The following is a 24285-nucleotide window of genomic DNA, read 5'->3' on the forward strand; positions in this document are numbered from 1 at the left end:
GACAGGGGCTTTTCATGCCCGGTGAAGGGTCAGCCGAGCTGGACGCCCAGCGCCTTGGCGATGCCTTCGCCGTAGGCCGGGTCGGCCTTGAAGAAGTACTGCAGCTGGCGCTGCACCACATCCTCGGTGACACCGGCCATGGCGCCAGCGATGTTGCTGATGAGCAACGCCTTCTGCTCGGCGCTCATCAGGCGGAACAGCGCACCGGCGTGGCTGTAGTAGTCGCTGTCCTCACGATGATCGTGACGGGCGGCGGCGCCATTCAGCGGCAGCGGCGGCTCGGCGTACTGCGGTGCCTGCTTGGGGGCATTCGCGTAGCTGTTGGGCTCGTAGTTGGGCGCGGCACCACCGTTGCTGCCGAACGCCATGGAGCCATCGCGCTGGTAGCTGTTCACCGGCGAGCGCGGTGCGTTCACCGGCAGTTGCTGGTGGTTGGTGCCCACGCGGTAGCGGTGCGCATCGGCATAGGCGAATACGCGCCCTTGCAGCATGCGGTCCGGCGACAGGCCGACGCCCGGAATCATGTTGCTCGGCCCGAAGGTGGCCTGCTCGACCTCGGCGAAGTAGTTCAACGGGTTGCGGTTGAGCTCGAGCTCGCCCACTTCGATCAGCGGGAACTCCTTCTGCGACCAGGTTTTGGTCACGTCGAAGGGGCTCTCGTGGTGCGCTTCGGCCTGGGCCTCGCTCATGATCTGGATGCACACGCTCCACTTGGGAAACTCACCGCGCTCGATGGCGTTGAACAGGTCGCGTTGGGCGTAATCCGGGTCGGTACCGGCCAGGCGGGCCGCTTCGGCCGGCGCCAAGTTCTTGATGCCCTGCTTGGTCTTGTAGTGCCATTTGACCCAATGACGCTCACCCTGGGCGTTGACCAGGCTGTAGGTGTGGCTGCCGAAGCCGTGCATGTGACGGTAGCCATCCGGGATGCCGCGGTCGGAGAACAGGATGGTGATCTGGTGCAGCGCCTCGGGCGAGTGCGACCAGAAGTCCCATATCATCTGCGCGCTCTTCAGGTTGCTTTGCGGCAGGCGCTTCTGGGTATGGATGAAGTCGGGGAATTTCAGCGGATCGCGGATGAAGAACACCGGGGTGTTGTTGCCGACGATGTCCCAGTTGCCCTCTTCGGTATAGAACTTCAGGGCAAAGCCGCGCGGGTCGCGCTCGGTGTCAGCCGAGCCGCGCTCACCACCTACGGTGGAGAAACGCAGGAAAGTGGGCGTCTGTTTGCCGACGGCGTCGAACAGCTTGGCGCTGGTGTAGCGGGTGATGTCGCGAGTGACGGTGAAGGTGCCGTAGGCACCCGATCCCTTGGCGTGAACGCGACGCTCGGGGATGTTCTCGCGGTTGAAGTGCGCAAGCTTCTCGATCAGGTGGAAATCGTCGAGCAGCAGCGGGCCGCGCGGGCCGGCAGAACGAGAATTCTGGTTGTCGGCGACAGGGGCGCCAGAGGCGGTGGTCAGGTAGGTCTTCTTGTCCATCATCTTGCTTCCTCACGGATAGTTACTAGCCAACGAGGAACAGGATGAAGCAGCCGGCGATGCAGAGCCAATGCATTACGAGAAAGCGATCGATAGATATTATCTTTCGATTTGTAGGCCCGAATCGATTATTTCCACCGAGGCTCCGGAGCCCTTCCAGGCAGGATACGGACAGAAGGAAACCATAGGACTGAAACGAAAAAACCGGGCACTAGGCCCGGTTTTCTCTTGTAGCGTACGACTTACTCGGCAGCTTCTACTGCTGCGCCGCCGACCGGACGGTCGATCAGCTCAACGTAGGCCATCGGAGCGTTGTCGCCAGCGCGGAAGCCGCACTTCAGGATGCGGAGGTAGCCGCCCTGACGGTTGGCGTAGCGCTTGCCCAGATCGTTGAACAGTTTGCCAACGATGGCTTTCGAACGAGTACGGTCGAAGGCCAGACGACGGTTGGCAACGCTGTCTTCCTTGGCCAGGGTGATCAGCGGCTCGGCAACGCGACGCAGTTCCTTGGCTTTCGGCAGGGTGGTTTTGATCAGTTCGTGCTCGAACAGCGAAACCGCCATGTTCTGGAACATGGCCTTGCGGTGTGCGCTGGTGCGGCTGAGGTGACGGCCACTTTTACGATGACGCATGGTTCAATTCCTTACCAAACTCACGTTCGGTGATTACGACGATCAGGCAGTCGCCTTGTCGTCCTTCTTAAGACTTGCCGGCGGCCAGTTGTCGAGGCGCATACCGAGGGACAGACCACGGGAGGCCAGGACGTCCTTGATCTCGGTCAGGGACTTCTTGCCCAGGTTCGGAGTCTTCAACAGTTCCACTTCGGTGCGCTGAATCAGATCACCGATGTAGTAAATGTTCTCCGCCTTGAGGCAGTTGGCCGAACGTACGGTCAGCTCAAGATCATCAACCGGGCGCAGCAGGATCGGATCGATCTCGTCTTCCTGCTCGACTACTACGGGCTCGCTATCACCTTTGAGGTCGACGAACGCTGCCAGCTGCTGTTGCAGGATGGTAGCGGCACGACGAATGGCCTCTTCAGGATCCAGGGTACCGTTGGTTTCCAGATCAATGACCAGCTTGTCCAGGTTGGTACGCTGCTCGACACGGGCGTTTTCCACCACGTAAGCAACACGACGGACCGGGCTGAACGAAGAGTCGAGCTGCAAGCGACCAATGCTGCGGCTCTCGTCTTCATCGCTCTGACGCGCGTCAGCCGGCTCATAGCCGCGACCACGAGCCACTTTGAGCTTCATGTTCAGTGCGCCGTTTTCCGCCAGGTTAGCGATCACGTGGTCGCCATTGACGATCTCGACATCATGATCCAGCTGAATATCGGCAGCAGTGACCACGCCCGAACCCTTCTTGACCAGGTTCAGCGTTACTTCGTCACGACCGTGCAGCTTGACAGCCAGACCTTTCAGGTTGAGCAGGATTTCGATGACATCTTCCTGAACACCTTCGATGGCACTGTACTCATGGAGTACGCCGTCGATTTCGGCCTCGACTACTGCACAGCCAGGCATGGAGGACAACAGGATGCGACGCAGCGCGTTGCCCAGGGTATGGCCGAAACCGCGCTCGAGAGGCTCGAGCGTGATCTTGGCGCGGGTCGGACTGACCACCTGCACATCAATGTGGCGGGGGGTCAGGAACTCATTTACCGAACTCTGCATGGATGCACCTATTTTCTAGCCCTTACTTGGAGTAGAGCTCGACAATCAGGTTTTCGTTGATGTCGGCGGACAGATCAGCACGTGCCGGAACGCTTTTGAACACGCCGGACTTCTTCTCGCTGTCGACTTCAACCCACTCAACGCGACCGCGTTGGGCGCACAGTTCAAGGGCTTGAACGATACGCAGCTGATTCTTCGACTTCTCGCGAATTGCTACCACGTCACCGGCTTTGACTTGGAAAGACGGTACGTTGACGGTCTGACCATTCACGCTGATGGCTTTGTGCGATACCAGCTGACGGGATTCGGAGCGGGTAGCACCAAAGCCCATGCGGTATACGACGTTGTCCAGGCGGCACTCGAGAAGTTGCAGCAGGTTCTCACCGGTAGCGCCCTTACGGCTGGCAGCTTCCTTGTAGTAACCGCTGAACTGACGCTCCAGAACACCGTAGATACGACGTACTTTCTGCTTCTCGCGCAGCTGAGTACCGTAGTCGGACAGGCGACCACGGCGAGCGCCGTGCTGGCCAGGAGCCGATTCGATGTTGCACTTGGATTCGAGCGCGCGGGCACCACTCTTCAGGAAGAGGTCAGTACCTTCACGACGGGACAGTTTGCATTTGGGACCAATGTAACGAGCCATTTCTCACTGTCTCCTATTACACGCGACGCTTCTTCGGCGGACGGCACCCGTTATGCGGGATCGGCGTCACGTCGGTGATGCTGGCAATCTTGTAGCCGCAGGCGTTCAGAGCACGCACGGCGGATTCGCGACCCGGACCCGGACCCTTGACGTTGACGTCGAGGTTCTTGAGGCCGTATTCGAGGGCAGCTTGACCAGCACGCTCAGCAGCTACCTGGGCAGCGAACGGAGTGCTTTTACGGGAGCCGCGGAAACCAGAACCACCGGAGGTGGCCCAGGACAGGGCATTACCTTGACGGTCAGTGATGGTCACGATGGTGTTGTTGAAAGACGCGTGGATGTGGGCGATCCCATCAACCACTGTCTTTTTGACTTTCTTACGGGGACGAGCAGCAGGCTTAGCCATGACTTAGTTCCTGTCGATTCGCGGGCGCAATTACTTGCGGATCGGCTTACGCGGGCCCTTACGGGTACGCGCGTTGGTCTTGGTACGTTGGCCATGAACAGGCAGGCCACGACGGTGACGCAGGCCGCGGTAGCAACCCAGGTCCATCAGACGCTTGATGTTCATGTTGATTTCGCGACGCAGGTCACCTTCAGTGGTGAGCTTCGCGACTTCGCCACGCAGCTGTTCGATCTGCTCGTCGGAGAGATCCTTGATCTTTACCGCCGGATTTACGCCGGTGGTTGCACAGATGCTCTGTGCAGTGGTGCGACCAACACCGTAGATGTAGGTCAGCGAGATAACAGTGTGCTTGTTATCTGGAATGTTGACGCCTGCAATACGGGCCATTCAGTGAAACTCCAGTTGACAGCTACCTACGCCCCGGAAGCCAAGAAATAGGGCGCGCGATATTAACGCTGTAGAAACGAATAATCAACCCGGCAGCGCACTAGCTGCCGGGCTCATAACGCGTGAATCACACTCAGCCTTGGCGCTGTTTGTGACGCGGTTCCGCGCTGCAGATCACGCGAACAACACCTTCGCGGCGAACGATCTTGCAGTTACGGCACAGCTTTTTCACCGATGCACGAACTTTCATCAGTAACTCCTAGAACCTTACGGAACCGGGTCAGCGGAGCATTCCGCCGCCGTAGCCCTTCAGGTTGGCTTTCTTCATCAGGGATTCGTACTGGTGCGAAACGAGGTGGGATTGTACTTGGGCCATAAAGTCCATAACAACCACGACAACGATCAGCAACGAGGTCCCGCCAAGGTAGAACGGAACGTTGGCTGCAACCACAAGGAACTGGGGAAGCAGGCAAACAGCCGTCATGTACAGAGCACCGAACATGGTCAAGCGGGTCAGTACGCCATCGATATAGCGTGCAGACTGCTCACCCGGACGGATACCCGGAATAAAGGCACCGGACTTCTTCAGGTTCTCCGCCACGTCTTTCGGGTTGAACATCAGCGCTGTGTAGAAGAAGCAGAAGAAAACGATCCCTGCACTAAACAGCAGAATGTTCAACGGCTGACCGGGGGCGATCGCCTGCGACAGGTCCTGGAGCCAGCCCATTTTTTCGGACTGACCGAACCAGGCTCCCAGCGAAGCCGGGAACAGCAGGATGCTGCTGGCGAAAATGGCCGGGATTACGCCCGCCATGTTCACCTTCAGCGGCAGGTGGCTGTTCTGCGCAGCGAAGACCTTGCGGCCCTGCTGACGCTTGGCGTAGTGCACCGCGATACGACGCTGGCCACGCTCAATGAACACCACGAAACCAATGATCGCTACCGCCAGCAAACCGATGGCGACGAGGGCGAAGATATTGATATCGCCCTGACGTGCAGACTCGAAGGACTGCCCTATCGCTCTCGGAAGACCGGCCACGATGCCTGCAAAAATCAGCATCGAGATACCGTTGCCGACACCGCGCTCGGTGATCTGCTCGCCAAGCCACATCATGAACATCGCACCAGCCACGAAGGTGGTGACAGCCACGAAGTAGAAGCCGAAATCAGTCGAGAAAGCGACGCCCTGACTGGCGAGACCGACGGACATGCCGACTGCCTGCACCAGTGCCAGGACTACAGTGCCGTAGCGGGTGTACTGGCTGATCTTGCGACGGCCAGCTTCACCTTCCTTCTTCAACTGCTCCAGCTGCGGGCTGATCGCGGTCATGAGCTGCATGATGATCGACGCCGAGATGTACGGCATGATCCCCAGTGCAAAAATGCTCATGCGCTCCAGCGCGCCGCCGGAAAACATGTTGAACAGGCTAAGAATGGTCCCCTCGTTCTGCCGGAACAGCTCGGCCAGCCGGTCAGGGTTTATCCCGGGCACTGGAATGTGCGCGCCAATCCGATAGACGATGATCGCCAGGAACAGGAAACGCAGTCGAGCCCAGAGCTCGGATAACCCGCCATTGCTGAGCGCGGAGAGAGCACCTTGCTTAGCCATTTAGTCCTCGAACTTACCGCCAGCTGCTTCGATAGCCGCGCGCGCACCTTTGGTGGCGGCGATACCTTTCAGGGTGACCGCGCGAGTAACGTCGCCCGACAGCATGATTTTCACACGCTGTACGTTCTGGTTAATCACGTTGGCATCCTTCAGCGACTGCAGGGATACGACATCGCCTTCAACCTTGGCCAGTTCGGAAGTGCGCACTTCTGCGCGATCCATGGCTTTCAGGGAAACGAAGCCGAACTTCGGCAGACGGCGGTGCAGCGGCTGTTGACCGCCTTCGAAGCCCGGAGCGATGGTGCCACCGGAGCGGGAGGTCTGACCTTTGTGACCACGGCCACCAGTCTTGCCCAAACCGCTGCCGATACCACGGCCCGGACGGTGCTTCTCGCGACGGGCACCCGGCGCGGAACGCAGATCGTTCAGTTTCATGGATTAACCCTCGACGCGCAGAAGGTAGTAAGCCTTGTTGATCATGCCGCGATTTTCAGGGGTGTCCTGAACTTCAACGGTGTGACCAATGCGACGCAGGCCGAGGCCCTTGACGCAAGCTTTGTGGTTAGCCAGACGGCCGCTAACGCTCTTGATCAGCGTTACTTTGACAGTTGCCATGATTAGAGAATCTCCTCGACGCTCTTACCACGCTTGGCTGCAACGGACTCCGGGGACTGCATGTTCTTCAGACCCTTGAAGGTGGCGTAAACCACGTTCACCGGATTGGTCGAGCCGTAGCATTTGGCCAGAACGTTCTGCACACCAGCCACTTCCAGGACAGCGCGCATGGCGCCGCCGGCGATGATACCGGTACCTTCGGAAGCCGGCTGCATGTACACCTTGGAGGCGCCATGAGCGGACTTGACGGGGTACTGCAGGGTGGTGCCGTTCAGGTCTACCTGGATCATGTTGCGGCGAGCTGCTTCCATCGCTTTCTGGATAGCGGCCGGCACTTCGCGGGATTTACCGCGACCGAAGCCAACACGACCTTTACCATCACCTACCACGGTCAGCGCGGTGAAGGTGAAGATACGGCCGCCTTTAACGGTCTTGGCAACGCGATTAACCTGAACCAGCTTCTCGATGTAGCCTTCGTCGCGCTTTTGCTCGTTATTTGCCATAACTTAGAACTCCAGCCCGCCTTCACGAGCAGCATCAGCCAGCGCCTTGACGCGGCCGTGGTACTTGAAGCCAGAACGATCGAACGCCACCTGAGTGACACCAGCTGCTTTCGCACGCTCGGCAACCAGCTGACCAACCTTCTTGGCCGCGTCGACGTTGCCGGTGGCGCCGTCACGCAGTTCTTTGTCCAGGGTCGAGGCGGTGGCCAGAACCTTGGCGCCGTCGGCCGAAATGACCTGGGCGTAGATGTGCTGGGAAGAGCGATACACGCAGAGGCGTACGGTTTCCAGCTCGCGCATTTTCAGGCGTGCCTTGCGAGCGCGACGCAGACGAGTTTCTTTCTTTACGCTCATTTGCTATGCCCTACTTCTTCTTAGCTTCTTTACGACGGACGACTTCGTCGGCGTAACGCACACCTTTGCCTTTGTAAGGCTCCGGCGGACGGAAGTCGCGAATCTCGGCCGCCACCTGACCAACCAGCTGCTTGTCGATACCTTTGATCAGGATATCGGTCTGGCTGGGGGTTTCGGCGGTAACGCCTTGCGGCAGTTCGTAATCCACCGGGTGCGAGAAGCCTAAAGCCAGGGACAGCACTTGACCTTTGGCTTGCGCCTTGTAACCAACGCCCACCAGCTGGAGCTTGCGCTCGAAGCCTTGGCTGACGCCGACTACCATGTTGTTGACCAGCGCACGGGTGGTACCGGCCATGGCCCTGTTCTGTTGGTCGCCGTTGCGAGCAGCGAAACGCAGCTCACCAGCTTCCTGCAGAACTTCCACGGACGGATGCACGTTCAGTTCGAGAGCGCCCTTGGCACCCTTCACCGAAAGCTGCTGACCGGCGATCTTGATTTCGACGCCAGCGGGCAGCTTGACGGGGTTCTTAGCAACGCGAGACATGCTTATCCCCCCTTAGAACACAGTGCAAAGCACTTCGCCACCAACGCCAGCAGCGCGAGCAGCACGATCAGTCATCACACCTTTGTTGGTGGAAACGATCGATACGCCCAGGCCGCCACGAACTTTCGGCAGCTGATCGACGGATTTGTACTGGCGCAGGCCAGGACGACTTACGCGCTTGAGTTCCTCGATGACCGGACGGCCTTCGAAGTACTTCAGCTCGATAGACAGCAGAGGCTTGATGTCGCTGCTGATCTGGTATCCCGTGATGTAGCCTTCGTTCTTGAGAACGCTGGCCACCGCCACCTTCAGTTTGGAGGACGGCATGCTTACGACAGACTTTTCAGCCATCTGGGCATTACGGATACGAGTTAGCATGTCCGCTAACGGGTCCTGCATACTCATGGGCTAGTTGCTCCTAAATACAAAAGAAATAGCCTTGCGACTAGAATCGCGACAAAGCGCAGGCAAACAAGGCCTGACTCCGGCGAGCCGAATATTCTAGAGATTGATCAAAAACGAATCAAGCCCCAAAAGGGGCTTGATTGATACCACTCGGCGGAGGCCGGGACTTGCATCCCGACATCCAGAGCAACATTACCAGCTGGCTTTGACCAGGCCGGGAACGTCACCACGCATGGCGGCTTCACGCAGCTTGTTACGGCCGAGGCCGAACTTGCGGTAAACGCCGTGCGGACGACCGGTGATGCGGCAGCGGTTACGCAGGCGCGAGGCGCTTGCATCACGGGGCTGCTTCTGCAGAGCTACCTGGGCTTCCCAACGAGCTTCCGGAGTGGAGTTCGGGTTGGCAATGGTAGCTTTCAGCTCAGCGCGCTTCTTAGCGAACTTCGCAACCGTTTGCTGACGCTTCAGCTCACGGTTCTTCATGCTCTGTTTGGCCATGTTCCTACTCCAATCAGTTGCGGAACGGGAAGTTGAAGGCGCGCAGCAGGGCACGACCTTCATCATCGTTACGGGCAGTGGTGGTCAGGGTAATGTCCAGACCGCGCAGTGCATCGATTTTGTCGTAATCGATTTCCGGGAAGATGATCTGCTCTTTCACGCCCATGCTGTAGTTGCCACGACCGTCGAAGGACTTGGCATTCAGGCCGCGGAAGTCACGCACGCGCGGCAGGGAGATGGCCAGCAGACGATCCAGGAACTCGTACATACGATCGCGGCGCAGGGTTACCTTGACACCGATCGGCCAACCTTCACGGACCTTGAAGCCCGCAACGGATTTCTTGGCGTAGGTCACAACGACCTTCTGACCGGTGATCTTCTCAAGATCAGCTACAGCGTGTTCGATGACTTTCTTGTCGCCGATCGCTTCGCCCAGACCCATGTTCAGGGTGATCTTGGTAATGCGCGGAACTTCCATCACGTTGGAAAGCTGAAGCTCTTCTTTCAGCTTGGGCGCGATTTCTTTCCGATAAATCTCTTTTAGTCGTGCCATGGTCTTCTACCTAGCAGTGCTCAAGCATCAACCGCTTTTTGGGTCGACTTGAAGACACGAATTTTCTTACCGTCTTCTACTTTGAAACCAACGCGATCAGCCTTGTTGGTTTCAGCATTGAAGATGGCGACGTTGGAGACGTGCAGAGGCGCCTCCTTCTCGACGATACCGCCCTGTACACCGGACATGGGGTTCGGCTTGGTGTGGCGCTTCACCAGGTTGATCCCACCAACGACCAGACGGTCGTCAGTGAGAACCTTGAGCACCTTGCCACGCTTGCCCTTGTCTTTGCCGGCGATGACGATGATCTCGTCGTCACGACGAATCTTTTGCATGACGGCTTCTCCTTACAGCACTTCGGGGGCGAGCGAGACGATCTTCATGAACTTCTCGGAACGAAGTTCACGGGTCACGGGCCCGAAGATACGGGTACCGATGGGCTCTTGCTTGTTGTTCAGCAGAACAGCAGCGTTGCCATCGAAGCGAATGATCGAGCCGTCAGGACGGCGTACGCCGTGCTTGGTACGGACCACAACAGCGGTCATTACCTGGCCTTTCTTCACTTTGCCGCGCGGAATCGCTTCCTTGACGGTGACCTTGATGATGTCGCCGATACCGGCATAACGACGGTGCGAACCACCCAGGACCTTGATGCACATAACGCGACGAGCACCGCTGTTGTCAGCGACGTCGAGCATGGATTGAGTCTGAATCATATCTTTCTCCGACCCTTAGTCCTTAGACTTCCACGGCACGTTCTACGACTTCCACCAGTGCCCAGGACTTGGTCTTGGCCAGCGGACGGGTCTCGCGGATGGTGACCTTGTCGCCGATACGGCACTGGTTGGTTTCGTCGTGAGCATGCAGCTTGGTCGAGCGCTTCACGTATTTACCGTAGATCGGGTGCTTTACGCGGCGCTCGATCAGGACGGTGATGGTTTTGTCCATCTTGTCGCTGACGACACGACCGGTCAGCGTACGGACAGTTTTCTGAGCTTCAGCCATGATTACTTACCTGCCTGCTGGTTCAGCACAGTCTTGACGCGAGCGATGTCGCGCTTCACTTGCGAGAGCAGGTGAGACTGCCCCAACTGGCCAGTTGCTTTCTGCATACGCAGGTTGAACTGGTCGCGCAGCAGGCCGAGCAGTTGCTCGTTCAGCTGCTGTACGGATTTTTCACGAAGTTCATTCGCTTTCATCACATCACCGTCCGCTTAACAAAGGAGGTGGCGAGCGGCAGCTTTGCAGCAGCCAGGGCGAATGCCTCACGCGCCAGCTCTTCGGAAACACCCTCGATCTCGTACAGGACTTTGCCCGGTTGAATCTGGGCTACCCAGTACTCGACGGCGCCCTTCCCTTTACCCATACGAACCTCGAGAGGTTTCTTGGAGATGGGCTTGTCGGGGAACACACGGATCCAGATCTTGCCGCCACGTTTAACGTGACGGGTGAGCGCACGACGTGCGGACTCGATCTGACGAGCAGTGAGACGACCACGAGCGACAGCTTTCAGGGCGAATTCGCCGAAGCTGACCTTGCTACCGCGCTGAGCCAGGCCACGGTTGTGACCAGTCATCTGCTTGCGGAATTTTGTACGCTTAGGTTGCAGCATTTTGCGTACTCCTTACTTAGCAGCTTTTTTACGAGGAGCGGGCGCTTGGGGCTTGAGCTCTTCCTGGCGGCCACCAATGACCTCGCCTTTGAAGATCCAAACCTTCACACCGATCACACCGTAGGTGGTGTGCGCTTCGTAGGTTGCATAGTCGATGTCGGCACGCAGGGTGTGCAGGGGCACACGACCTTCGCGGTACCATTCGGTACGAGCGATTTCAGCACCGCCAAGACGACCGCTTACCTGGATCTTGATGCCCTTGGCACCAATGCGCATGGCGTTCTGTACAGCGCGCTTCATGGCGCGACGGAACATAACGCGACGCTCCAGCTGCTGAGCTACGCTCTGCGCAACCAGCATACCGTCGAGCTCCGGCTTGCGGATCTCTTCGATGTTGATGTGCACGGGCACACCCATTTGCTTGGTCAGGTCCTGACGCAGCTTCTCAACATCTTCACCTTTCTTGCCGATCACGATGCCGGGACGAGCGGTGTGGATGGTGATGCGTGCGGTTTGAGCCGGGCGATGAATATCGATACGGCTTACGGACGCGCTTTTTAGTTTGTCTTGGAGGTACTCACGAACCTTCAGGTCGGCAAACAGATAGTCGGCATAAGTGCGCTTATCTGCGTACCAAACGGAGGTGTGCTCCTTGACGATTCCCAGGCGAATGCCAGTGGGATGTACTTTCTGACCCATCTGATCGACTCCGTTACTTGTCCGCAACCTTGACAGTGATATGGCAAGACCGCTTGACGATGCGATCAGCGCGGCCTTTGGCACGCGGCATGATGCGCTTCAGCGAACGCCCTTCGTTGACGAAAACGGTGGAGACTTTGAGATCGTCCACGTCTGCGCCTTCGTTGTGCTCGGCGTTGGCCACGGCCGATTCGAGCACTTTCTTCATGATCTCAGCGGCTTTTTTGCTGCTGAAGGTCAACAGGTTGAGCGCTTCGCCCACCTTCTTCCCGCGGATCTGGTCGGCGACCAAGCGGGCTTTCTGGGCGGAGATTCGAGCGCCCGACAGCTTAGCGGCTACTTCCATCGTTCCTTACCCCTTAACGCTTGGCTTTCTTGTCAGCTGCATGCCCGCGATAGGTGCGGGTAGCGGCGAACTCGCCCAGTTTGTGACCGACCATGTCTTCGTTCACGAGAACGGGTACATGTTGACGGCCATTGTGTACAGCGATGGTCAGACCAACCATCTGCGGCAGAACGATGGAACGGCGCGACCAGGTTTTCACCGGCTTGCGATCGTTCTTTTCTACCGCTACTTCGATCTTCTTCAGTAGGTGAAGATCGATAAAAGGACCTTTTTTCAGAGAACGCGGCACTGTCGTATCCTCGATTATTTACGGCGACGGACAATCATATTGTCGGTGCGTTTGTTCGCACGGGTCTTCGCGCCCTTGGTCGGGAAGCCCCACGGAGACACCGGATGACGACCACCAGAGGTACGACCTTCACCACCACCATGCGGGTGGTCGACCGGGTTCATGGCAACACCACGAACGGTCGGGCGAACGCCACGCCAGCGCTTGGCACCAGCTTTACCCAGCGAACGCAGGCTGTGCTCGGAGTTCGAGACTTCGCCCAGGGTCGCACGGCACTCAGCCAGTACTTTGCGCATTTCGCCGGAGCGAAGACGCAGGGTTACATAGGCACCTTCACGAGCGACCAGCTGAGCCGAAGCACCAGCGGAACGAGCGATCTGAGCACCTTTACCCGGCTTCAGCTCAACACCGTGAACGGTGCTACCAACCGGGATGTTACGCAGCTGCAGGCTGTTGCCCGGCTTGATCGGCGCGTGAGCACCAGAGATCAGCTGGTCGCCAGCGTTCACGCCTTTCGGCGCGATGATGTAGCGACGTTCGCCGTCGGCATACTTCAGCAGAGCGATGTGAGCAGTACGGTTCGGATCGTATTCGATGCGCTCAACGGTGGCAGGAATGCCATCCTTGTTGCGACGGAAGTCGACCAGACGATAGTGCTGCTTGTGACCACCGCCGATGTGGCGAGTGGTGATGCGGCCGTTGTTGTTACGACCACCGGACTTCGACTTTTTCTCAACCAGCGGTGCGTAGGGGGCGCCCTTGTGCAGCTCTTGGTTGACAACCTTGACCACGAAACGGCGGCCTGCGGAAGTCGGTTTGCATTTAACGATTGCCATGATGCACCCCTTTACTCAGCGCTGCTGGCGAAATCGAGATCTTGGCCCGGCTGGAGGGCGATGTACGCCTTTTTCCAGTCGTTGCGCTTGCCCAGGCCGCGAGCGGTACGCTTGGTCTTGCCCTGTACGTTGACAGTGCGGACAGCTTCTACCTTCACGCTGAACAGGCTTTCTACGGCCTTCTTGATTTCCAGCTTGGTTGCATCAGTGGCAACCTTGAAAACGAATTGGCTCTTGCCATCCGCCAGGACGGTAGCCTTCTCGGAGATGTGCGGACCAACCAGCACTTTGAATACGCGTTCCTGGTTCATCCCAGCAGCTCCTCGAATTTCTTCACGGCGGACACGGTGATCAACACCTTGTCGTAGGCGATCAGGCTCACCGGGTCGGAACCTTGCACGTCACGAACATCAACATGCGGCAGGTTGCGAGCAGCCAGGTACAGGTTCTGATCGACATCATCGGAAACGATGAGGACGTCAGTCAGACCCAGGCCATTCAGCTTGCCCAGCAGATCCTTGGTTTTCGGCGCCTCAACTGCGAAGTCGGCAACCACGATCAGACGGTCCTGACGAACCAGCTCGGAGAGGATGGAGCGCAGAGCTGCGCGATACATCTTCTTGTTGAGCTTCTGGGAGTGATCCTGCGGCTTGGCAGCAAAAGTGGTACCACCGGAACGCCAGATGGGGCTACGGATGGTGCCAGCACGAGCACGACCGGTGCCCTTCTGACGCCAGGGCTTCTTGCCGCCACCGGACACTTCGGAACGGGTCTTCTGAGCACGAGTGCCCTGACGACCACCAGCCATGTAGGCGACGACAGCCTGGTGAACCAGGGTCTCGTTGAACTCGCCGCCAAAAGTGCGCTCATCAACTTCGATAGCTTGAGCGCCATTTACATTCAATTGCATCTCAGCTTCCCCTCTTAACCGCGAGCCTTGGCAGCCGGACGCACAACGACATCACCGCCGGTAGCGCCGGGAACGGCACCTTTAACCAGCAGCAGATTACGTTCTGCATCGACACGCACAACTTCCAGGGACTGCACGGTCACGCGCTCAGCGCCCAGATGACCGGACATTTTCTTGCCCTTGAAGACACGACCAGGAGTCTGGCACTGGCCAATGGAGCCCGGGGCGCGGTGGGAAACGGAGTTACCGTGGGTATTGTCTTGACCACGGAAATTCCAGCGCTTGATGGTACCGGCGTAGCCTTTACCTTTCGACTGACCGGTAACGTCGACCAGCTGACCAGCCTGGAAAACTTCGGCAGTGATCTGATCGCCAGCCTGGTATTCGCCGTCTTCGAGACGGAATTCCCAGACACTGCGGCCAGCGGCAACGTTTGCCTTGGCGAAATGACCAGCCTGAGCGGCGGTCACGCGCGAAGCACGACGCTCACCGACAGTGACTTGCACTGCACGATAGCCATCGCTTTCTTCAGTTTTGAACTGGGTGACACGATTCGGCTCGATCTCAATGACCGTAACCGGAATGGAGACACCTTCTTCGGTGAAAATGCGGGTCATGCCGCACTTACGACCGACTACACCAATAGTCATGTTGTAAACCTCATGAGTGTACGGGGCTTTCACCCGCTATGGCCGCCCATTTCAGAGCGTTACACGACTAAGAACCCGAAGGTTATTAGCCGAGGCTGATCTGCACTTCCACGCCTGCCGCAAGGTCGAGCTTCATCAGCGCATCGACGGTTTTATCCGTCGGCTGGACGATGTCCAGAACACGCTTGTGGGTACGAATTTCGTACTGATCGCGCGCGTCTTTGTTGACGTGCGGAGAAATCAGAACGGTGTACCGCTCTTTGCGAGTAGGCAGAGGAATCGGACCACGCACCTGAGCACCAGTACGTTTCGCGGTTTCCACGATTTCCTGGGTGGATTGATCGATCAGGCGATGGTCAAAAGCCTTCAACCGAATACGGATTTGTTGGTTTTGCATTTTGACCTCAGACTCTATCTCTGCTTCCCCAACGGACGGACTACGCCCGTTAAAAGGAGGCGTGATTGTACGGATGCTCCGGAAAGGTGTCAACTTTTGACCAACCAAAAGAAAAGGGGCCCCGAAGGGCCCCTTTCCTCAACAGGATCTTCGATTACTCGAAGATCTTGGCAACCACGCCGGCGCCAACGGTACGGCCGCCTTCGCGAATCGCGAAACGCAGGCCGTCTTCCATGGCGATCGGAGCGATCAGGGTGACAACCATCTTGATGTTGTCGCCCGGCATTACCATTTCCACGCCTTCCGGCAGCTCGCAGTTACCGGTAACGTCGGTGGTGCGGAAGTAGAACTGCGGACGGTAGCCTTTGAAGAACGGGGTGTGACGACCACCTTCTTCTTTGGACAGTACGTACACTTCGCACTCGAACTTGGTGTGCGGCTTGATGGTGCCCGGCTTGGCCAGAACCTGACCACGCTCTACGTCGTCACGCTTGGTGCCGCGCAGCAGGATACCAACGTTCTCACCAGCACGACCTTCGTCGAGCAGCTTGCGGAACATTTCAACGCCGGTGCAGATGGTCTTGGAGGTATCACGGATACCAACAATTTCCACTTCTTCCTGGACCTTGACGATGCCGCGCTCAACACGACCGGTAACCACGGTACCGCGGCCGGAGATGGAGAACACGTCTTCGATCGGCATCAGGAACGGCTGGTCGATGGCACGAACCGGCTCCGGAATGTAGGTATCCAGAGTCTCTACCAGCTTACGAACAGCGGAAACGCCGATTTCGTTGTCGTCTTTGCCTTCCAGCGCCATCAGCGCGGAACCGATAACGATCGGAGTGTCGTCGCCCGGGAAGTCGTAGGTGTTCAGCAGATCGCGAACTTCCATTTCGACCAGTTCCAGCAGCTCGGCGTCGTCAACCATGTCGGCCTTGTTCAGGAACACGACGATGTAAGGAACGCCTACCTGACGGGACAGCAGGATGTGCTCGCGGGTCTGCGGCATGGGGCCGTCAGCAGCGGAGCAAACCAGGATCGCGCCGTCCATCTGAGCAGCACCGGTGATCATGTTCTTCACATAGTCAGCGTGACCGGGGCAGTCAACGTGAGCGTAGTGACGGATCGCCGAGTCGTACTCAACGTGGGAGGTGTTGATGGTGATACCGCGAGCTTTCTCTTCCGGCGCGTTGTCGATCTGGTCGAACGCACGAGCAGAACCACCCCAGGTCTCGGAGCAGACTTTGGTCAGAGCAGCGGTCAGAGTGGTTTTGCCATGGTCAACGTGACCAATGGTGCCAACGTTGACGTGCGGTTTGTTACGTTCAAATTTTTCTTTAGCCACGACAGTAAACCTCTTACTTAAAGGGCTGAATCAACCTTGTTTTTTAACCAGGGCTTCGACGACATTCGACGGAGCTTCGGCGTATTTGGAGAATTCCATGGAGTAGCTCGCGCGACCCTGGGACATGGAACGTACGTCGGTCGCATAACCGAACATCTCGCCCAGCGGAACCTCGGCACGAATTACCTTACCGGAAACGCTGTCTTCCATCCCCTGAATCAGACCACGACGACGGTTCAGGTCACCCATCACGTCACCCATGTAGTCTTCAGGAGTTACCACCTCTACCCGCATGATCGGCTCAAGCACTTTACCGCCGCCCTTCTGGGCCAGCTGCTTGGTCGCCATGGAGGCAGCGATCTTGAACGCCATCTCGTTGGAGTCGACGTCGTGGTACGAACCATCGAACACGGAAGCCTTCAGGCCGATGAGCGGATAGCCGGCAACGACGCCGTTCTTCATCTGCTCTTCGATGCCCTTCTGGATCGCCGGGATGTATTCCTTCGGAACCACACCGCCAACGACTTCGTTGGTGAACACCAGACCTTCGGTGATGTTGCCTTTCTCGTCCACATCGGCAGCCGAGAAACGGATCCAGCAATGACCGAACTGACCGCGACCACCGGACTGACGAACGAACTTGCCTTCGATCTCGACGTTGTCCTTGGTGATGGTTTCACGATAGGAAACCTGCGGCTTGCCGATGTTGGCCTCGACGCCGAACTCGCGCTTCATGCGATCGACGAGGATGTCCAGGTGCAGCTCACCCATACCGGAGATGATGGTCTGGCCGGTTTCTTCGTCGGTCTTGACGCGGAACGACGGGTCTTCCTGGGCCAGCTTGCCGAGGGCGATACCCATCTTCTCCTGGTCAGCCTTGGTCTTCGGCTCAACAGCCACCGAAATAACAGGCTCCGGGAAGTCCATACGTTCGAGGATGATCGGCTTCTCGATGTCGCACAGGGTGTCACCGGTGGTGACGTCCTTCATGCCGATCAGAGCGGCGATGTCGCCAGCGCGCACTTCTTTGATCTCGTCACGCTGGTTGGCGTGCATCTGCACCATACGACCAACGCGCTCTTTCTTGCCTTTCACGGAGTTGACGACCGACTGACCGGACTCCAGAACGCCCGAATAAACGCGAACGAAGGTCAGGGTACCAACGAACGGGTCGGTAGCGATCTTGAACGCCAGCGCCGAGAACGGAGCAGCGTCATCAGCATGACGCTCGTCGTACTGCTCTGCGGTGACATCTTCCTTCGGAGTGTCGGCCAGATCAGGATGGATACCCTTGATCGCCGGAATCTCGGTCGGAGCAGGCAGGAAGTCGATGACGGCATCGAGAACCAGAGGCACGCCCTTGTTCTTGAAGGAGGAGCCGCAGACAGCAGGAACGATTTCGCAGGCGATAGTACGCTGACGCAGGCCGGCCTTGATCTCTTCGATCGACAGCTCACCCTCTTCCAGGTACTTGTTCATCAGCTCTTCGTTGGCCTCGGCAGCAGCCTCGACCATGTTGTTGCGCCATTCGTTGGCCAGCCCAACCAGATCCGCAGGAATCTCTTCCTCGCGGTAGGAGGTGCCCTTGTCGTCTTCGTTCCAGTAGATGGCCTTCATCTTCAGCAGGTCGACCTGCCCTTGGAAGTCATCTTCTGCACCGATGGCCAGCTGAACCGGAACCGGGGTGTGACCCAGACGGTTCTTGATCTGACCGACAACGCGCAGGAAGTTGGCGCCGGCGCGGTCCATCTTGTTCACGTAGACGATACGCGGAACACCGTACTTGTTGGCCTGACGCCATACGGTTTCGGACTGAGGCTCAACACCGGAAGTGCCGCAGAACACCACGACAGCACCGTCCAGTACGCGCAGGGAGCGTTCAACCTCAATGGTGAAGTCTACGTGGCCAGGGGTGTCGATGACGTTTACGCGGTACTTGTCGTACTGACCGCGCGAACCTTCCCAGAAGGTAGTGATCGCAGCAGAAGTGATGGTGATACCACGCTCCTGCTCCTGCACCATCCAGTCGGTGGTAGCAGCGCCGTCGTGTACTTCACCCATCTTGTGGCTGAGACCGGTGTAGAACAGGATCCGCTCGGTCGTGGTGGTCTTGCCCGCGTCAACGTGGGCACAGATACCAATGTTCCGGTAGCGGTTGATTGCTGTATTACGAGCCATAAAGCCCTCGCAGAAGAATGGATGCCGTTATTAGAAGCGGTAGTGCGAGAACGCCTTGTTGGCCTCGGCCATACGGTGTACGTCTTCACGCTTCTTGACAGCAGCGCCTTTGCCTTCAAAGGCATCCAGCAGCTCGCCAGCGAGACGCAGGGCCATGGACTTCTCGCCACGCTTGCGGGCGGAGTCAACGAGCCAGCGCATGGCCAGTGCATTGCGACGGGACGGACGAACTTCGACCGGAACCTGGTAGGTAGCACCGCCTACACGGCGGGACTTGACTTCGACCAGCGGAGCGATGGCGTCGAGAGCTTTCTCGAAGATCTCCAGGGGATCGGTGTTCTTGCGGGTTTTGACGGTATCCAGAGCACCGTAAACGATGCGCTCGGCTACGGCCTTCTTGCCGCTTTCCATCACGTGGTTCATGAACTTGGCGAGGATCTGGCTTCCGTATTTCGGATCGTCCAGGATCTCACGCTTGGCTGCTACACGACGTCTTGGCATTGATAAGCCCTCAAACGGTCTTCAGGTTAGCCCGGAACCATAACCATTCGGTTACGCCCGACCTTACTCTTATCGACTCAATAAAATTGAAAATCAGTGAGCGAACCGAATTACTTCGGACGCTTGGTACCGTACTTCGAACGGCCCTGCTTACGGTCTTTGACACCGGTGGTGTCCAGAGAGCCGCGAACGGTGTGGTAGCGAACACCCGGAAGGTCTTTTACACGACCGCCACGGATCAGCACTACGCTGTGCTCTTGCAGGTTGTGACCTTCACCACCGATGTAGGAGGTGACTTCAAAACCGTTGGTCAGACGAACACGGCAAACCTTACGGAGTGCGGAGTTCGGTTTTTTCGGCGTAGTGGTGTACACGCGGGTGCACACGCCACGACGTTGCGGGCAGTTCTGCAGCGCAGGAACGTCGGATTTTTCGACGATACGCTTGCGCGGCTGACGTACCAGCTGGTTGATAGTTGCCATCTATAAGCTCCACTGTTGTCTTTCGACGCTATTGCCCTAAAGCAAAATGGCAGGGCGCTTGCCCTGCCAAATTTAGGGGTGCATGAGTCTAAAGAGACTAATCCCCCCAGTCAAGACAAAGCCCCGGGCGACACAGGTCGCCCGGGGCTTTGTACTCAATTGCCGCTGGAGTTCAGCGCTTCGGTCAGCGCCGCTTCCACTTCGCTCGCGCTCACGCGGACCGGCTTGCCGGCTTCGCGTTGACGCTTGCGCTCGCTGTGGTAGGCCAGGCCGGTACCGGCCGGGATCAAGCGACCCACTACGACGTTCTCCTTCAGGCCACGCAGGTAGTCGCGCTTGCCAGTAACCGCCGCCTCGGTGAGGACGCGAGTGGTTTCCTGGAAGGACGCTGCGGAGATGAACGACTCGGTCGACAGCGATGCCTTGGTGATACCCAGCAGGACGCGCTCGAACTTGGCGATGAAGCGATCTTCGGTCGCCAGACGTTCGTTCTCTTCCAGTACCTGGGTCAGTTCCATCTGGTCGCCCTTGATGAAGCTGGAGTCACCCGACTCGGCGATCTCGACCTTACGCAGCATCTGACGCAGGATGGTCTCGATGTGCTTGTCGTTGATCTTCACGCCCTGCAGGCGATACACGTCCTGGATCTCGTTGACGATGTACTTGGCCAGAGCGCTGACACCCAGCAGACGCAGGATGTCGTGCGGGTTGCTCGGGCCGTCCGAGATTACTTCGCCGCGGTTTACCTGTTCGCCTTCGAACACGTTCAGGTGGCGCCACTTCGGAATCAGCTCTTCGTACGGATCGGAACCGTCGGTCGGAGTGATGACCAGGCGACGCTTGCCCTTGGTCTCTTTACCGAAGGAGATCGTGCCGCTGATTTCCGCCAGGATCGACGGCTCTTTCGGACGACGCGCTTCGAACAGGTCGGCAACACGCGGCAGACCACCGGTGATGTCGCGGGTCTTCGAAGTCTCTTGCGGGATACGGGCGATAACGTCACCCACGCCCACTTGAGCACCGTCAGCAACGCCTACCAGGGCGTTCGCCGGCAGGAAGTACTGGGCAGGTACGTCGGTACCCGGCAGCAGCAGCTCCTTGCCATTGGCGTCGACCAGCTTCACGGCCGGACGGATGTCCTTACCAGCCGCCGGACGATCTTTCGGATCCAGGACTTCGATGTTGGTCAGACCGGTCAGTTCGTCGGTCTGACGCTTGATGGTGATACCCTCCTCCATGCCGACGAAGGTAACGGTACCCTTCATTTCGGTCACGATGGGGTGGGTGTGCGGGTCCCACTTGGCGACGATGGCGCCCGGATCGACCTTGTCACCTTCCTTGACGCTGATGACAGCACCATAGGGCAGCTTGTAGCGCTCACGCTCACGACCGAAATCATCGGCAATGGCCAGCTCGCCGGAACGGGAAACGGCAACCAGGTGACCGTTGAGGTTCTCGACGTGCTTCAGGTTGTGCAGGCGGATGGTACCGCCGTTCTTGACCTGGACGTTGTCGGCTGCGGAAGTACGGCTGGCCGCACCACCGATGTGGAAGGTACGCATGGTCAGCTGGGTACCCGGCTCACCGATGGACTGGGCGGCAATTACGCCGACCGCTTCACCGATGTTCACCTGGTGACCACGAGCCAGGTCGCGACCGTAGCACTTGGCGCAGATGCCGTAGCGGGTTTCGCAGCTGATCGGCGAACGCACGATCACTTCGTCGATGCTGGCACGCTCGATGAACTCGACCCACTGTTCGTCGACCAGGGTACCGGCCGGGACGATGACTTCGTCCGAACCCGGCTTGAACACGTCACGGGCGATCACTCGACCCAGTACGCGCTCGCCCAGAGGCTCGACCACGTCGCCGCCTTCGATGTGCGGAGTCATCAGCAGGCCCTGTTCGGTGCCGCAGTCGATCTCGGTCACTACCAGGTCCTGGGCCACGTCGACGAGACGACGGGTCAGGTAACCGGAGTTCGCGGTCTTCAGTGCGGTATCCGCCAGACCTTTACGAGCACCGTGAGTGGAGATGAAGTACTGGAGTACGTTCAGGCCTTCACGGAAGTTCGCGGTGATGGGGGTTTCGATGATGGAGCCGTCCGGCTTGGCCATCAGGCCGCGCATACCGGCAAGCTGACGGATCTGGGCCGCGGAACCCCGCGCACCGGAGTCAGCCATCATGTACATGGAGTTGAAGGACTCCTGATCGACTTCCTTGCCCTCGCGATCGACCACCTTCTCTTTCGAGAGGTTGGCCATCATCGCCTTGGACACTTCGTCGTTCGCCTTGGACCAGAGGTCGATCACCTTGTTGTACTTCTCGCCCTGAGTAACCAGGCCGGAGGCGTACTGGGATTCGATCTCTTTCACTTCCTCGGTGGCCGCGTCGATGATGCGAGCCTTCTCATCCGGGATGACGAAGTCGTTCACACCGATCGAGACGCCGGAAATGGTGGAGTAGGCAAAGCCGGTGTACATCAGTTGGTCGGCGAAGATGACGGTGTCCTTCAGGCCAACCACGCGATAGCACTGGTTGATCAGCTTGGAGATTGCCTTCTTCTTCATCGGCTGGTTGACCACGTCGAACGACAGGCCGGCCGGAACCACCTGGAACAGCAGCGCGCGGCCGACAGTGGTGTCGACGATGCGGGTGTTCTTGGTGACGGAGCCGTCGCGGTCGTTCACGGTCTCGTTGATACGGACCTTCACGCGAGCGTGCAGGGACGCTTCGCCAGCGCGGAATACGCGGTCGACTTCCTGCAGGTCAGCGAATACGCGACCTTCACCCTTGGCGTTCACCGCTTCACGGGTCATGTAGTACAGACCCAGTACCACGTCCTGCGACGGCACGATGATCGGCTCGCCGTTGGCGGGGGACAGGATGTTGTTGGTGGACATCATCAGCGCGCGCGCTTCCAGCTGGGCCTCGAGGGTCAGCGGGACGTGAACGGCCATCTGGTCACCGTCGAAGTCGGCGTTGTACGCCGCGCAGACCAGCGGGTGCAGCTGGATCGCCTTGCCTTCGATGAGCACCGGCTCGAACGCCTGGATACCCAGACGGTGGAGGGTCGGTGCGCGGTTGAGCAGCACGGGGTGTTCGCGGATGACTTCGGCGAGAACGTCCCAGACCTCGGGCAGTTCGCGCTCGACCATCTTCTTGGCCGCCTTGATGGTGGTGGCCATGCCACGGGCTTCGAGCTTGCCGAAAATGAACGGCTTGAACAGCTCGAGAGCCATCTTCTTCGGCAGGCCGCACTGGTGCAGGCGCAGGGTCGGGCCCACGGTGATCACGGAACGACCGGAGTAGTCCACGCGCTTACCGAGCAGGTTCTGACGGAAGCGACCTTGCTTACCCTTGATCATGTCGGCCAGGGATTTCAGCGGGCGCTTGTTCGAGCCGGTGATGGCACGGCCACGACGGCCGTTGTCCAGCAGGGCGTCGACAGCTTCCTGCAGCATGCGCTTTTCGTTGCGCACGATGATGTCCGGAGCAGCCAGGTCGAGCAGGCGCTTCAGACGGTTGTTACGGTTGATGACGCGACGGTACAGATCGTTCAGGTCCGAAGTCGCGAAACGGCCGCCATCCAGCGGAACCAGCGGACGCAGGTCCGGCGGCAGCACCGGCAGGACGGTCAGCACCATCCACTCGGGATGGTTGCCAGAGCCCTGGAAGGCTTCCATCAGCTTCAGGCGCTTGGACAGCTTCTTGATCTTGGTTTCCGAGTTGGTCTGCGGAATCTCTTCGCGCAGGCGACCGATCTCGTGCTCAAGGTCGATGGCGTTCAGCAGCTCGCGAACAGCCTCGGCACCCATGCGGGCGTCGAAGTCGTCACCGAACTCTTCGAGGGATTCGAAGTACTGCTCGTCGTTCAGCAGTTGGCCCTTCTCGAGGGTGGTCATGCCCGGATCGATCACCACGTAGCTCTCGAAATAGAGCACGCGCTCGATGTCACGCAGGGTCATGTCCAGCAGCAGGCCGATACGGGACGGCAGGGACTTCAGGAACCAGATGTGGGCGACCGGCGAAGCCAGCTCGATGTGGCCCATGCGCTCGCGGCGCACCTTGGCCAGGGCGACTTCGACGCCGCATTTCTCGCAGATCACACCGCGGTGCTTCAGGCGCTTGTACTTACCGCACAGGCACTCGTAGTCCTTCACCGGGCCGAAAATCTTGGCGCAGAACAGGCCATCGCGCTCCGGCTTGAAGGTACGGTAGTTGATGGTCTCCGGCTTCTTCACTTCACCGAAGGACCAGGAACGGATCATCTCGGGCGAGGCCAGGCCAATACGGATGGCATCGAACTCTTCGATTTGACCCTGGTTTTTCAACAGATTCAGCAAGTCTTTCAAGGCCTTTCCTC

Annotated in this window: 34 protein-coding genes; all 34 read right to left on the reverse strand. The window is 58.5% G+C overall.

Going from position 1 to position 24285, the window contains the following annotated elements:
- Positions 1-29: 29 nt before the first annotated feature.
- Entirely contained in the window at positions 30-1478 is a 1449-nt protein-coding gene (locus OEJ36_RS11235; RefSeq protein ID WP_263401592.1) for a catalase, read from the reverse strand.
- A gap of 242 nt (positions 1479-1720) precedes the next feature.
- The gene (gene rplQ / locus OEJ36_RS11240) at positions 1721-2110 is read right to left on the reverse strand and encodes a 50S ribosomal protein L17 (RefSeq protein WP_021219611.1); all 390 of its coding nucleotides are present in this window, start codon (positions 2108-2110) and stop codon (positions 1721-1723) included.
- A 42-nt stretch (positions 2111-2152) separates the two neighbouring features.
- Positions 2153-3154: a DNA-directed RNA polymerase subunit alpha gene (locus OEJ36_RS11245; RefSeq protein WP_021219610.1), complete on the reverse strand. Its 1002-nt coding sequence runs from the start codon at positions 3152-3154 to the stop codon at positions 2153-2155.
- A gap of 22 nt (positions 3155-3176) precedes the next feature.
- Positions 3177-3797, reverse strand: a complete 621-nt coding sequence (gene rpsD, locus OEJ36_RS11250; protein WP_184492124.1) for a 30S ribosomal protein S4 — start codon at positions 3795-3797, stop codon at positions 3177-3179.
- 16 nt (positions 3798-3813) lie between these two features.
- Positions 3814-4203: a 30S ribosomal protein S11 gene (rpsK, locus tag OEJ36_RS11255; protein ID WP_003093689.1), complete on the reverse strand. Its 390-nt coding sequence runs from the start codon at positions 4201-4203 to the stop codon at positions 3814-3816.
- 30 nt (positions 4204-4233) lie between these two features.
- Positions 4234-4590, reverse strand: coding sequence for a 30S ribosomal protein S13 (gene rpsM / locus OEJ36_RS11260; protein WP_021219608.1), 357 nt, complete (start codon positions 4588-4590; stop codon positions 4234-4236).
- A gap of 133 nt (positions 4591-4723) precedes the next feature.
- Positions 4724-4840: a 50S ribosomal protein L36 gene (gene rpmJ / locus OEJ36_RS11265; protein WP_014854209.1), complete on the reverse strand. Its 117-nt coding sequence runs from the start codon at positions 4838-4840 to the stop codon at positions 4724-4726.
- 30 nt (positions 4841-4870) lie between these two features.
- A complete protein-coding gene (gene secY, locus OEJ36_RS11270; protein WP_263401593.1) occupies positions 4871-6199 on the reverse strand; it encodes a preprotein translocase subunit SecY in 1329 nt (442 codons plus the stop codon).
- Complete coding sequence (gene rplO / locus OEJ36_RS11275) at positions 6200-6634, reverse strand: 50S ribosomal protein L15 (RefSeq protein WP_021219606.1); 435 nt, start codon at positions 6632-6634, stop codon at positions 6200-6202. It abuts the gene before it with no gap.
- A gap of 3 nt (positions 6635-6637) precedes the next feature.
- Complete coding sequence (gene rpmD, locus OEJ36_RS11280; RefSeq protein ID WP_021219605.1) at positions 6638-6814, reverse strand: 50S ribosomal protein L30; 177 nt, start codon at positions 6812-6814, stop codon at positions 6638-6640.
- Between the two features lie 2 nt (positions 6815-6816).
- Positions 6817-7317, reverse strand: a complete 501-nt coding sequence (gene rpsE / locus OEJ36_RS11285) for a 30S ribosomal protein S5 (protein ID WP_021219604.1) — start codon at positions 7315-7317, stop codon at positions 6817-6819.
- A 3-nt stretch (positions 7318-7320) separates the two neighbouring features.
- Positions 7321-7671, reverse strand: coding sequence for a 50S ribosomal protein L18 (rplR, locus tag OEJ36_RS11290; RefSeq protein ID WP_021219603.1), 351 nt, complete (start codon positions 7669-7671; stop codon positions 7321-7323).
- Between the two features lie 10 nt (positions 7672-7681).
- Positions 7682-8215, reverse strand: coding sequence for a 50S ribosomal protein L6 (rplF, locus tag OEJ36_RS11295; protein ID WP_021219602.1), 534 nt, complete (start codon positions 8213-8215; stop codon positions 7682-7684).
- 12 nt (positions 8216-8227) lie between these two features.
- Complete coding sequence (gene rpsH, locus OEJ36_RS11300) at positions 8228-8620, reverse strand: 30S ribosomal protein S8 (RefSeq protein WP_021219601.1); 393 nt, start codon at positions 8618-8620, stop codon at positions 8228-8230.
- 192 nt (positions 8621-8812) lie between these two features.
- The gene (gene rpsN / locus OEJ36_RS11305; RefSeq protein WP_021219600.1) at positions 8813-9118 is read right to left on the reverse strand and encodes a 30S ribosomal protein S14; all 306 of its coding nucleotides are present in this window, start codon (positions 9116-9118) and stop codon (positions 8813-8815) included.
- Between the two features lie 13 nt (positions 9119-9131).
- On the reverse strand, positions 9132-9671 hold the full coding sequence (gene rplE, locus OEJ36_RS11310; RefSeq protein ID WP_021219599.1) for a 50S ribosomal protein L5: 540 nt from the start codon (positions 9669-9671) through the stop codon (positions 9132-9134).
- 20 nt (positions 9672-9691) lie between these two features.
- Positions 9692-10006: a 50S ribosomal protein L24 gene (gene rplX, locus OEJ36_RS11315; protein WP_021219598.1), complete on the reverse strand. Its 315-nt coding sequence runs from the start codon at positions 10004-10006 to the stop codon at positions 9692-9694.
- Positions 10007-10018: 12 nt separating this feature from the next.
- Positions 10019-10387, reverse strand: a complete 369-nt coding sequence (rplN, locus tag OEJ36_RS11320) for a 50S ribosomal protein L14 (protein ID WP_003448734.1) — start codon at positions 10385-10387, stop codon at positions 10019-10021.
- Between the two features lie 22 nt (positions 10388-10409).
- A complete protein-coding gene (gene rpsQ, locus OEJ36_RS11325; RefSeq protein ID WP_021219597.1) occupies positions 10410-10676 on the reverse strand; it encodes a 30S ribosomal protein S17 in 267 nt (88 codons plus the stop codon).
- Positions 10677-10678: 2 nt separating this feature from the next.
- Positions 10679-10870 (reverse strand): 50S ribosomal protein L29, encoded by a 192-nt coding sequence (rpmC, locus tag OEJ36_RS11330; protein ID WP_016490538.1) that lies wholly within the window; start codon positions 10868-10870, stop codon positions 10679-10681.
- The gene (rplP, locus tag OEJ36_RS11335; protein ID WP_021219596.1) at positions 10870-11283 is read right to left on the reverse strand and encodes a 50S ribosomal protein L16; all 414 of its coding nucleotides are present in this window, start codon (positions 11281-11283) and stop codon (positions 10870-10872) included. The genes rpmC and rplP overlap by 1 nt, the downstream gene beginning before the upstream one ends.
- A gap of 12 nt (positions 11284-11295) precedes the next feature.
- Positions 11296-11982 (reverse strand): 30S ribosomal protein S3, encoded by a 687-nt coding sequence (gene rpsC / locus OEJ36_RS11340; protein ID WP_016490536.1) that lies wholly within the window; start codon positions 11980-11982, stop codon positions 11296-11298.
- 13 nt (positions 11983-11995) lie between these two features.
- Positions 11996-12328 carry a 50S ribosomal protein L22 gene (gene rplV / locus OEJ36_RS11345; RefSeq protein ID WP_007161246.1) on the reverse strand — a complete coding sequence of 111 codons (333 nt, stop codon included), beginning with the start codon at positions 12326-12328 and terminating at the stop codon, positions 11996-11998.
- Between the two features lie 13 nt (positions 12329-12341).
- Entirely contained in the window at positions 12342-12617 is a 276-nt protein-coding gene (rpsS, locus tag OEJ36_RS11350) for a 30S ribosomal protein S19 (protein WP_016490535.1), read from the reverse strand.
- 14 nt (positions 12618-12631) lie between these two features.
- On the reverse strand, positions 12632-13453 hold the full coding sequence (gene rplB, locus OEJ36_RS11355) for a 50S ribosomal protein L2 (protein WP_263401594.1): 822 nt from the start codon (positions 13451-13453) through the stop codon (positions 12632-12634).
- A gap of 11 nt (positions 13454-13464) precedes the next feature.
- Positions 13465-13764 (reverse strand): 50S ribosomal protein L23, encoded by a 300-nt coding sequence (gene rplW / locus OEJ36_RS11360; protein ID WP_021219593.1) that lies wholly within the window; start codon positions 13762-13764, stop codon positions 13465-13467.
- Complete coding sequence (gene rplD / locus OEJ36_RS11365) at positions 13761-14363, reverse strand: 50S ribosomal protein L4 (protein WP_021219592.1); 603 nt, start codon at positions 14361-14363, stop codon at positions 13761-13763. Before rplD ends, rplW begins: the two co-directional genes overlap by 4 nt.
- 14 nt (positions 14364-14377) lie before the next feature.
- Positions 14378-15013, reverse strand: a complete 636-nt coding sequence (rplC, locus tag OEJ36_RS11370) for a 50S ribosomal protein L3 (RefSeq protein WP_021219591.1) — start codon at positions 15011-15013, stop codon at positions 14378-14380.
- A gap of 85 nt (positions 15014-15098) precedes the next feature.
- Positions 15099-15410: a 30S ribosomal protein S10 gene (rpsJ, locus tag OEJ36_RS11375; RefSeq protein WP_003243886.1), complete on the reverse strand. Its 312-nt coding sequence runs from the start codon at positions 15408-15410 to the stop codon at positions 15099-15101.
- 154 nt (positions 15411-15564) lie between these two features.
- Positions 15565-16758 (reverse strand): elongation factor Tu, encoded by a 1194-nt coding sequence (gene tuf, locus OEJ36_RS11380; RefSeq protein WP_184492125.1) that lies wholly within the window; start codon positions 16756-16758, stop codon positions 15565-15567.
- 30 nt (positions 16759-16788) lie between these two features.
- The gene (fusA, locus tag OEJ36_RS11385) at positions 16789-18936 is read right to left on the reverse strand and encodes an elongation factor G (RefSeq protein WP_263401595.1); all 2148 of its coding nucleotides are present in this window, start codon (positions 18934-18936) and stop codon (positions 16789-16791) included.
- A gap of 30 nt (positions 18937-18966) precedes the next feature.
- Complete coding sequence (gene rpsG, locus OEJ36_RS11390; protein WP_021217015.1) at positions 18967-19437, reverse strand: 30S ribosomal protein S7; 471 nt, start codon at positions 19435-19437, stop codon at positions 18967-18969.
- Between the two features lie 110 nt (positions 19438-19547).
- Positions 19548-19919 carry a 30S ribosomal protein S12 gene (gene rpsL / locus OEJ36_RS11395; protein WP_021217014.1) on the reverse strand — a complete coding sequence of 124 codons (372 nt, stop codon included), beginning with the start codon at positions 19917-19919 and terminating at the stop codon, positions 19548-19550.
- A gap of 155 nt (positions 19920-20074) precedes the next feature.
- Positions 20075-24274, reverse strand: coding sequence for a DNA-directed RNA polymerase subunit beta' (gene rpoC / locus OEJ36_RS11400; RefSeq protein WP_021217013.1), 4200 nt, complete (start codon positions 24272-24274; stop codon positions 20075-20077).
- Between the last annotated feature and the right edge of the window lie 11 nt (positions 24275-24285).

The sequence above is a fragment of the Pseudomonas sp. PDM13 genome (assembly GCF_025685765.1).
Classification (GTDB): domain Bacteria; phylum Pseudomonadota; class Gammaproteobacteria; order Pseudomonadales; family Pseudomonadaceae; genus Metapseudomonas; species Metapseudomonas solani.

Excerpts from the sequence above, each read along its gene's own strand:
- OEJ36_RS11235 (WP_263401592.1), bottom strand. The coding sequence starts at position 1,478 with ATGGACAAGAAGACCTACCTGACCACCGCCTCTGGCGCCCCTGTCGCC.
- rplQ (WP_021219611.1), bottom strand. The coding sequence starts at position 2,110 with ATGCGTCATCGTAAAAGTGGCCGTCACCTCAGCCGCACCAGCGCACAC.
- OEJ36_RS11245 (WP_021219610.1), bottom strand. The coding sequence starts at position 3,154 with ATGCAGAGTTCGGTAAATGAGTTCCTGACCCCCCGCCACATTGATGTG.
- rpsD (WP_184492124.1), bottom strand. The coding sequence starts at position 3,797 with ATGGCTCGTTACATTGGTCCCAAATGCAAACTGTCCCGTCGTGAAGGT.
- rpsK (WP_003093689.1), bottom strand. The coding sequence starts at position 4,203 with ATGGCTAAGCCTGCTGCTCGTCCCCGTAAGAAAGTCAAAAAGACAGTG.
- rpsM (WP_021219608.1), bottom strand. The coding sequence starts at position 4,590 with ATGGCCCGTATTGCAGGCGTCAACATTCCAGATAACAAGCACACTGTT.
- rpmJ (WP_014854209.1), bottom strand. The coding sequence starts at position 4,840 with ATGAAAGTTCGTGCATCGGTGAAAAAGCTGTGCCGTAACTGCAAGATC.
- secY (WP_263401593.1), bottom strand. The coding sequence starts at position 6,199 with ATGGCTAAGCAAGGTGCTCTCTCCGCGCTCAGCAATGGCGGGTTATCC.
- rplO (WP_021219606.1), bottom strand. The coding sequence starts at position 6,634 with ATGAAACTGAACGATCTGCGTTCCGCGCCGGGTGCCCGTCGCGAGAAG.
- rpmD (WP_021219605.1), bottom strand. The coding sequence starts at position 6,814 with ATGGCAACTGTCAAAGTAACGCTGATCAAGAGCGTTAGCGGCCGTCTG.
- rpsE (WP_021219604.1), bottom strand. The coding sequence starts at position 7,317 with ATGGCAAATAACGAGCAAAAGCGCGACGAAGGCTACATCGAGAAGCTG.
- rplR (WP_021219603.1), bottom strand. The coding sequence starts at position 7,671 with ATGAGCGTAAAGAAAGAAACTCGTCTGCGTCGCGCTCGCAAGGCACGC.
- rplF (WP_021219602.1), bottom strand. The coding sequence starts at position 8,215 with ATGTCTCGCGTTGCTAAGAACCCCGTCAAGCTGCCCGCTGGCGTCGAA.
- rpsH (WP_021219601.1), bottom strand. The coding sequence starts at position 8,620 with ATGAGTATGCAGGACCCGTTAGCGGACATGCTAACTCGTATCCGTAAT.
- rpsN (WP_021219600.1), bottom strand. The coding sequence starts at position 9,118 with ATGGCCAAACAGAGCATGAAGAACCGTGAGCTGAAGCGTCAGCAAACG.
- rplE (WP_021219599.1), bottom strand. The coding sequence starts at position 9,671 with ATGGCACGACTAAAAGAGATTTATCGGAAAGAAATCGCGCCCAAGCTG.
- rplX (WP_021219598.1), bottom strand. The coding sequence starts at position 10,006 with ATGCAAAAGATTCGTCGTGACGACGAGATCATCGTCATCGCCGGCAAA.
- rplN (WP_003448734.1), bottom strand. The coding sequence starts at position 10,387 with ATGATTCAGACTCAATCCATGCTCGACGTCGCTGACAACAGCGGTGCT.
- rpsQ (WP_021219597.1), bottom strand. The coding sequence starts at position 10,676 with ATGGCTGAAGCTCAGAAAACTGTCCGTACGCTGACCGGTCGTGTCGTC.
- rpmC (WP_016490538.1), bottom strand. The coding sequence starts at position 10,870 with ATGAAAGCGAATGAACTTCGTGAAAAATCCGTACAGCAGCTGAACGAG.
- rplP (WP_021219596.1), bottom strand. The coding sequence starts at position 11,283 with ATGCTGCAACCTAAGCGTACAAAATTCCGCAAGCAGATGACTGGTCAC.
- rpsC (WP_016490536.1), bottom strand. The coding sequence starts at position 11,982 with ATGGGTCAGAAAGTACATCCCACTGGCATTCGCCTGGGAATCGTCAAG.
- rplV (WP_007161246.1), bottom strand. The coding sequence starts at position 12,328 with ATGGAAGTAGCCGCTAAGCTGTCGGGCGCTCGAATCTCCGCCCAGAAA.
- rplB (WP_263401594.1), bottom strand. The coding sequence starts at position 13,453 with ATGGCAATCGTTAAATGCAAACCGACTTCCGCAGGCCGCCGTTTCGTG.
- rplW (WP_021219593.1), bottom strand. The coding sequence starts at position 13,764 with ATGAACCAGGAACGCGTATTCAAAGTGCTGGTTGGTCCGCACATCTCC.
- rplD (WP_021219592.1), bottom strand. The coding sequence starts at position 14,363 with ATGCAATTGAATGTAAATGGCGCTCAAGCTATCGAAGTTGATGAGCGC.
- rplC (WP_021219591.1), bottom strand. The coding sequence starts at position 15,013 with ATGACTATTGGTGTAGTCGGTCGTAAGTGCGGCATGACCCGCATTTTC.
- rpsJ (WP_003243886.1), bottom strand. The coding sequence starts at position 15,410 with ATGCAAAACCAACAAATCCGTATTCGGTTGAAGGCTTTTGACCATCGC.
- fusA (WP_263401595.1), bottom strand. The coding sequence starts at position 18,936 with ATGGCTCGTAATACAGCAATCAACCGCTACCGGAACATTGGTATCTGT.
- rpsG (WP_021217015.1), bottom strand. The coding sequence starts at position 19,437 with ATGCCAAGACGTCGTGTAGCAGCCAAGCGTGAGATCCTGGACGATCCG.
- rpsL (WP_021217014.1), bottom strand. The coding sequence starts at position 19,919 with ATGGCAACTATCAACCAGCTGGTACGTCAGCCGCGCAAGCGTATCGTC.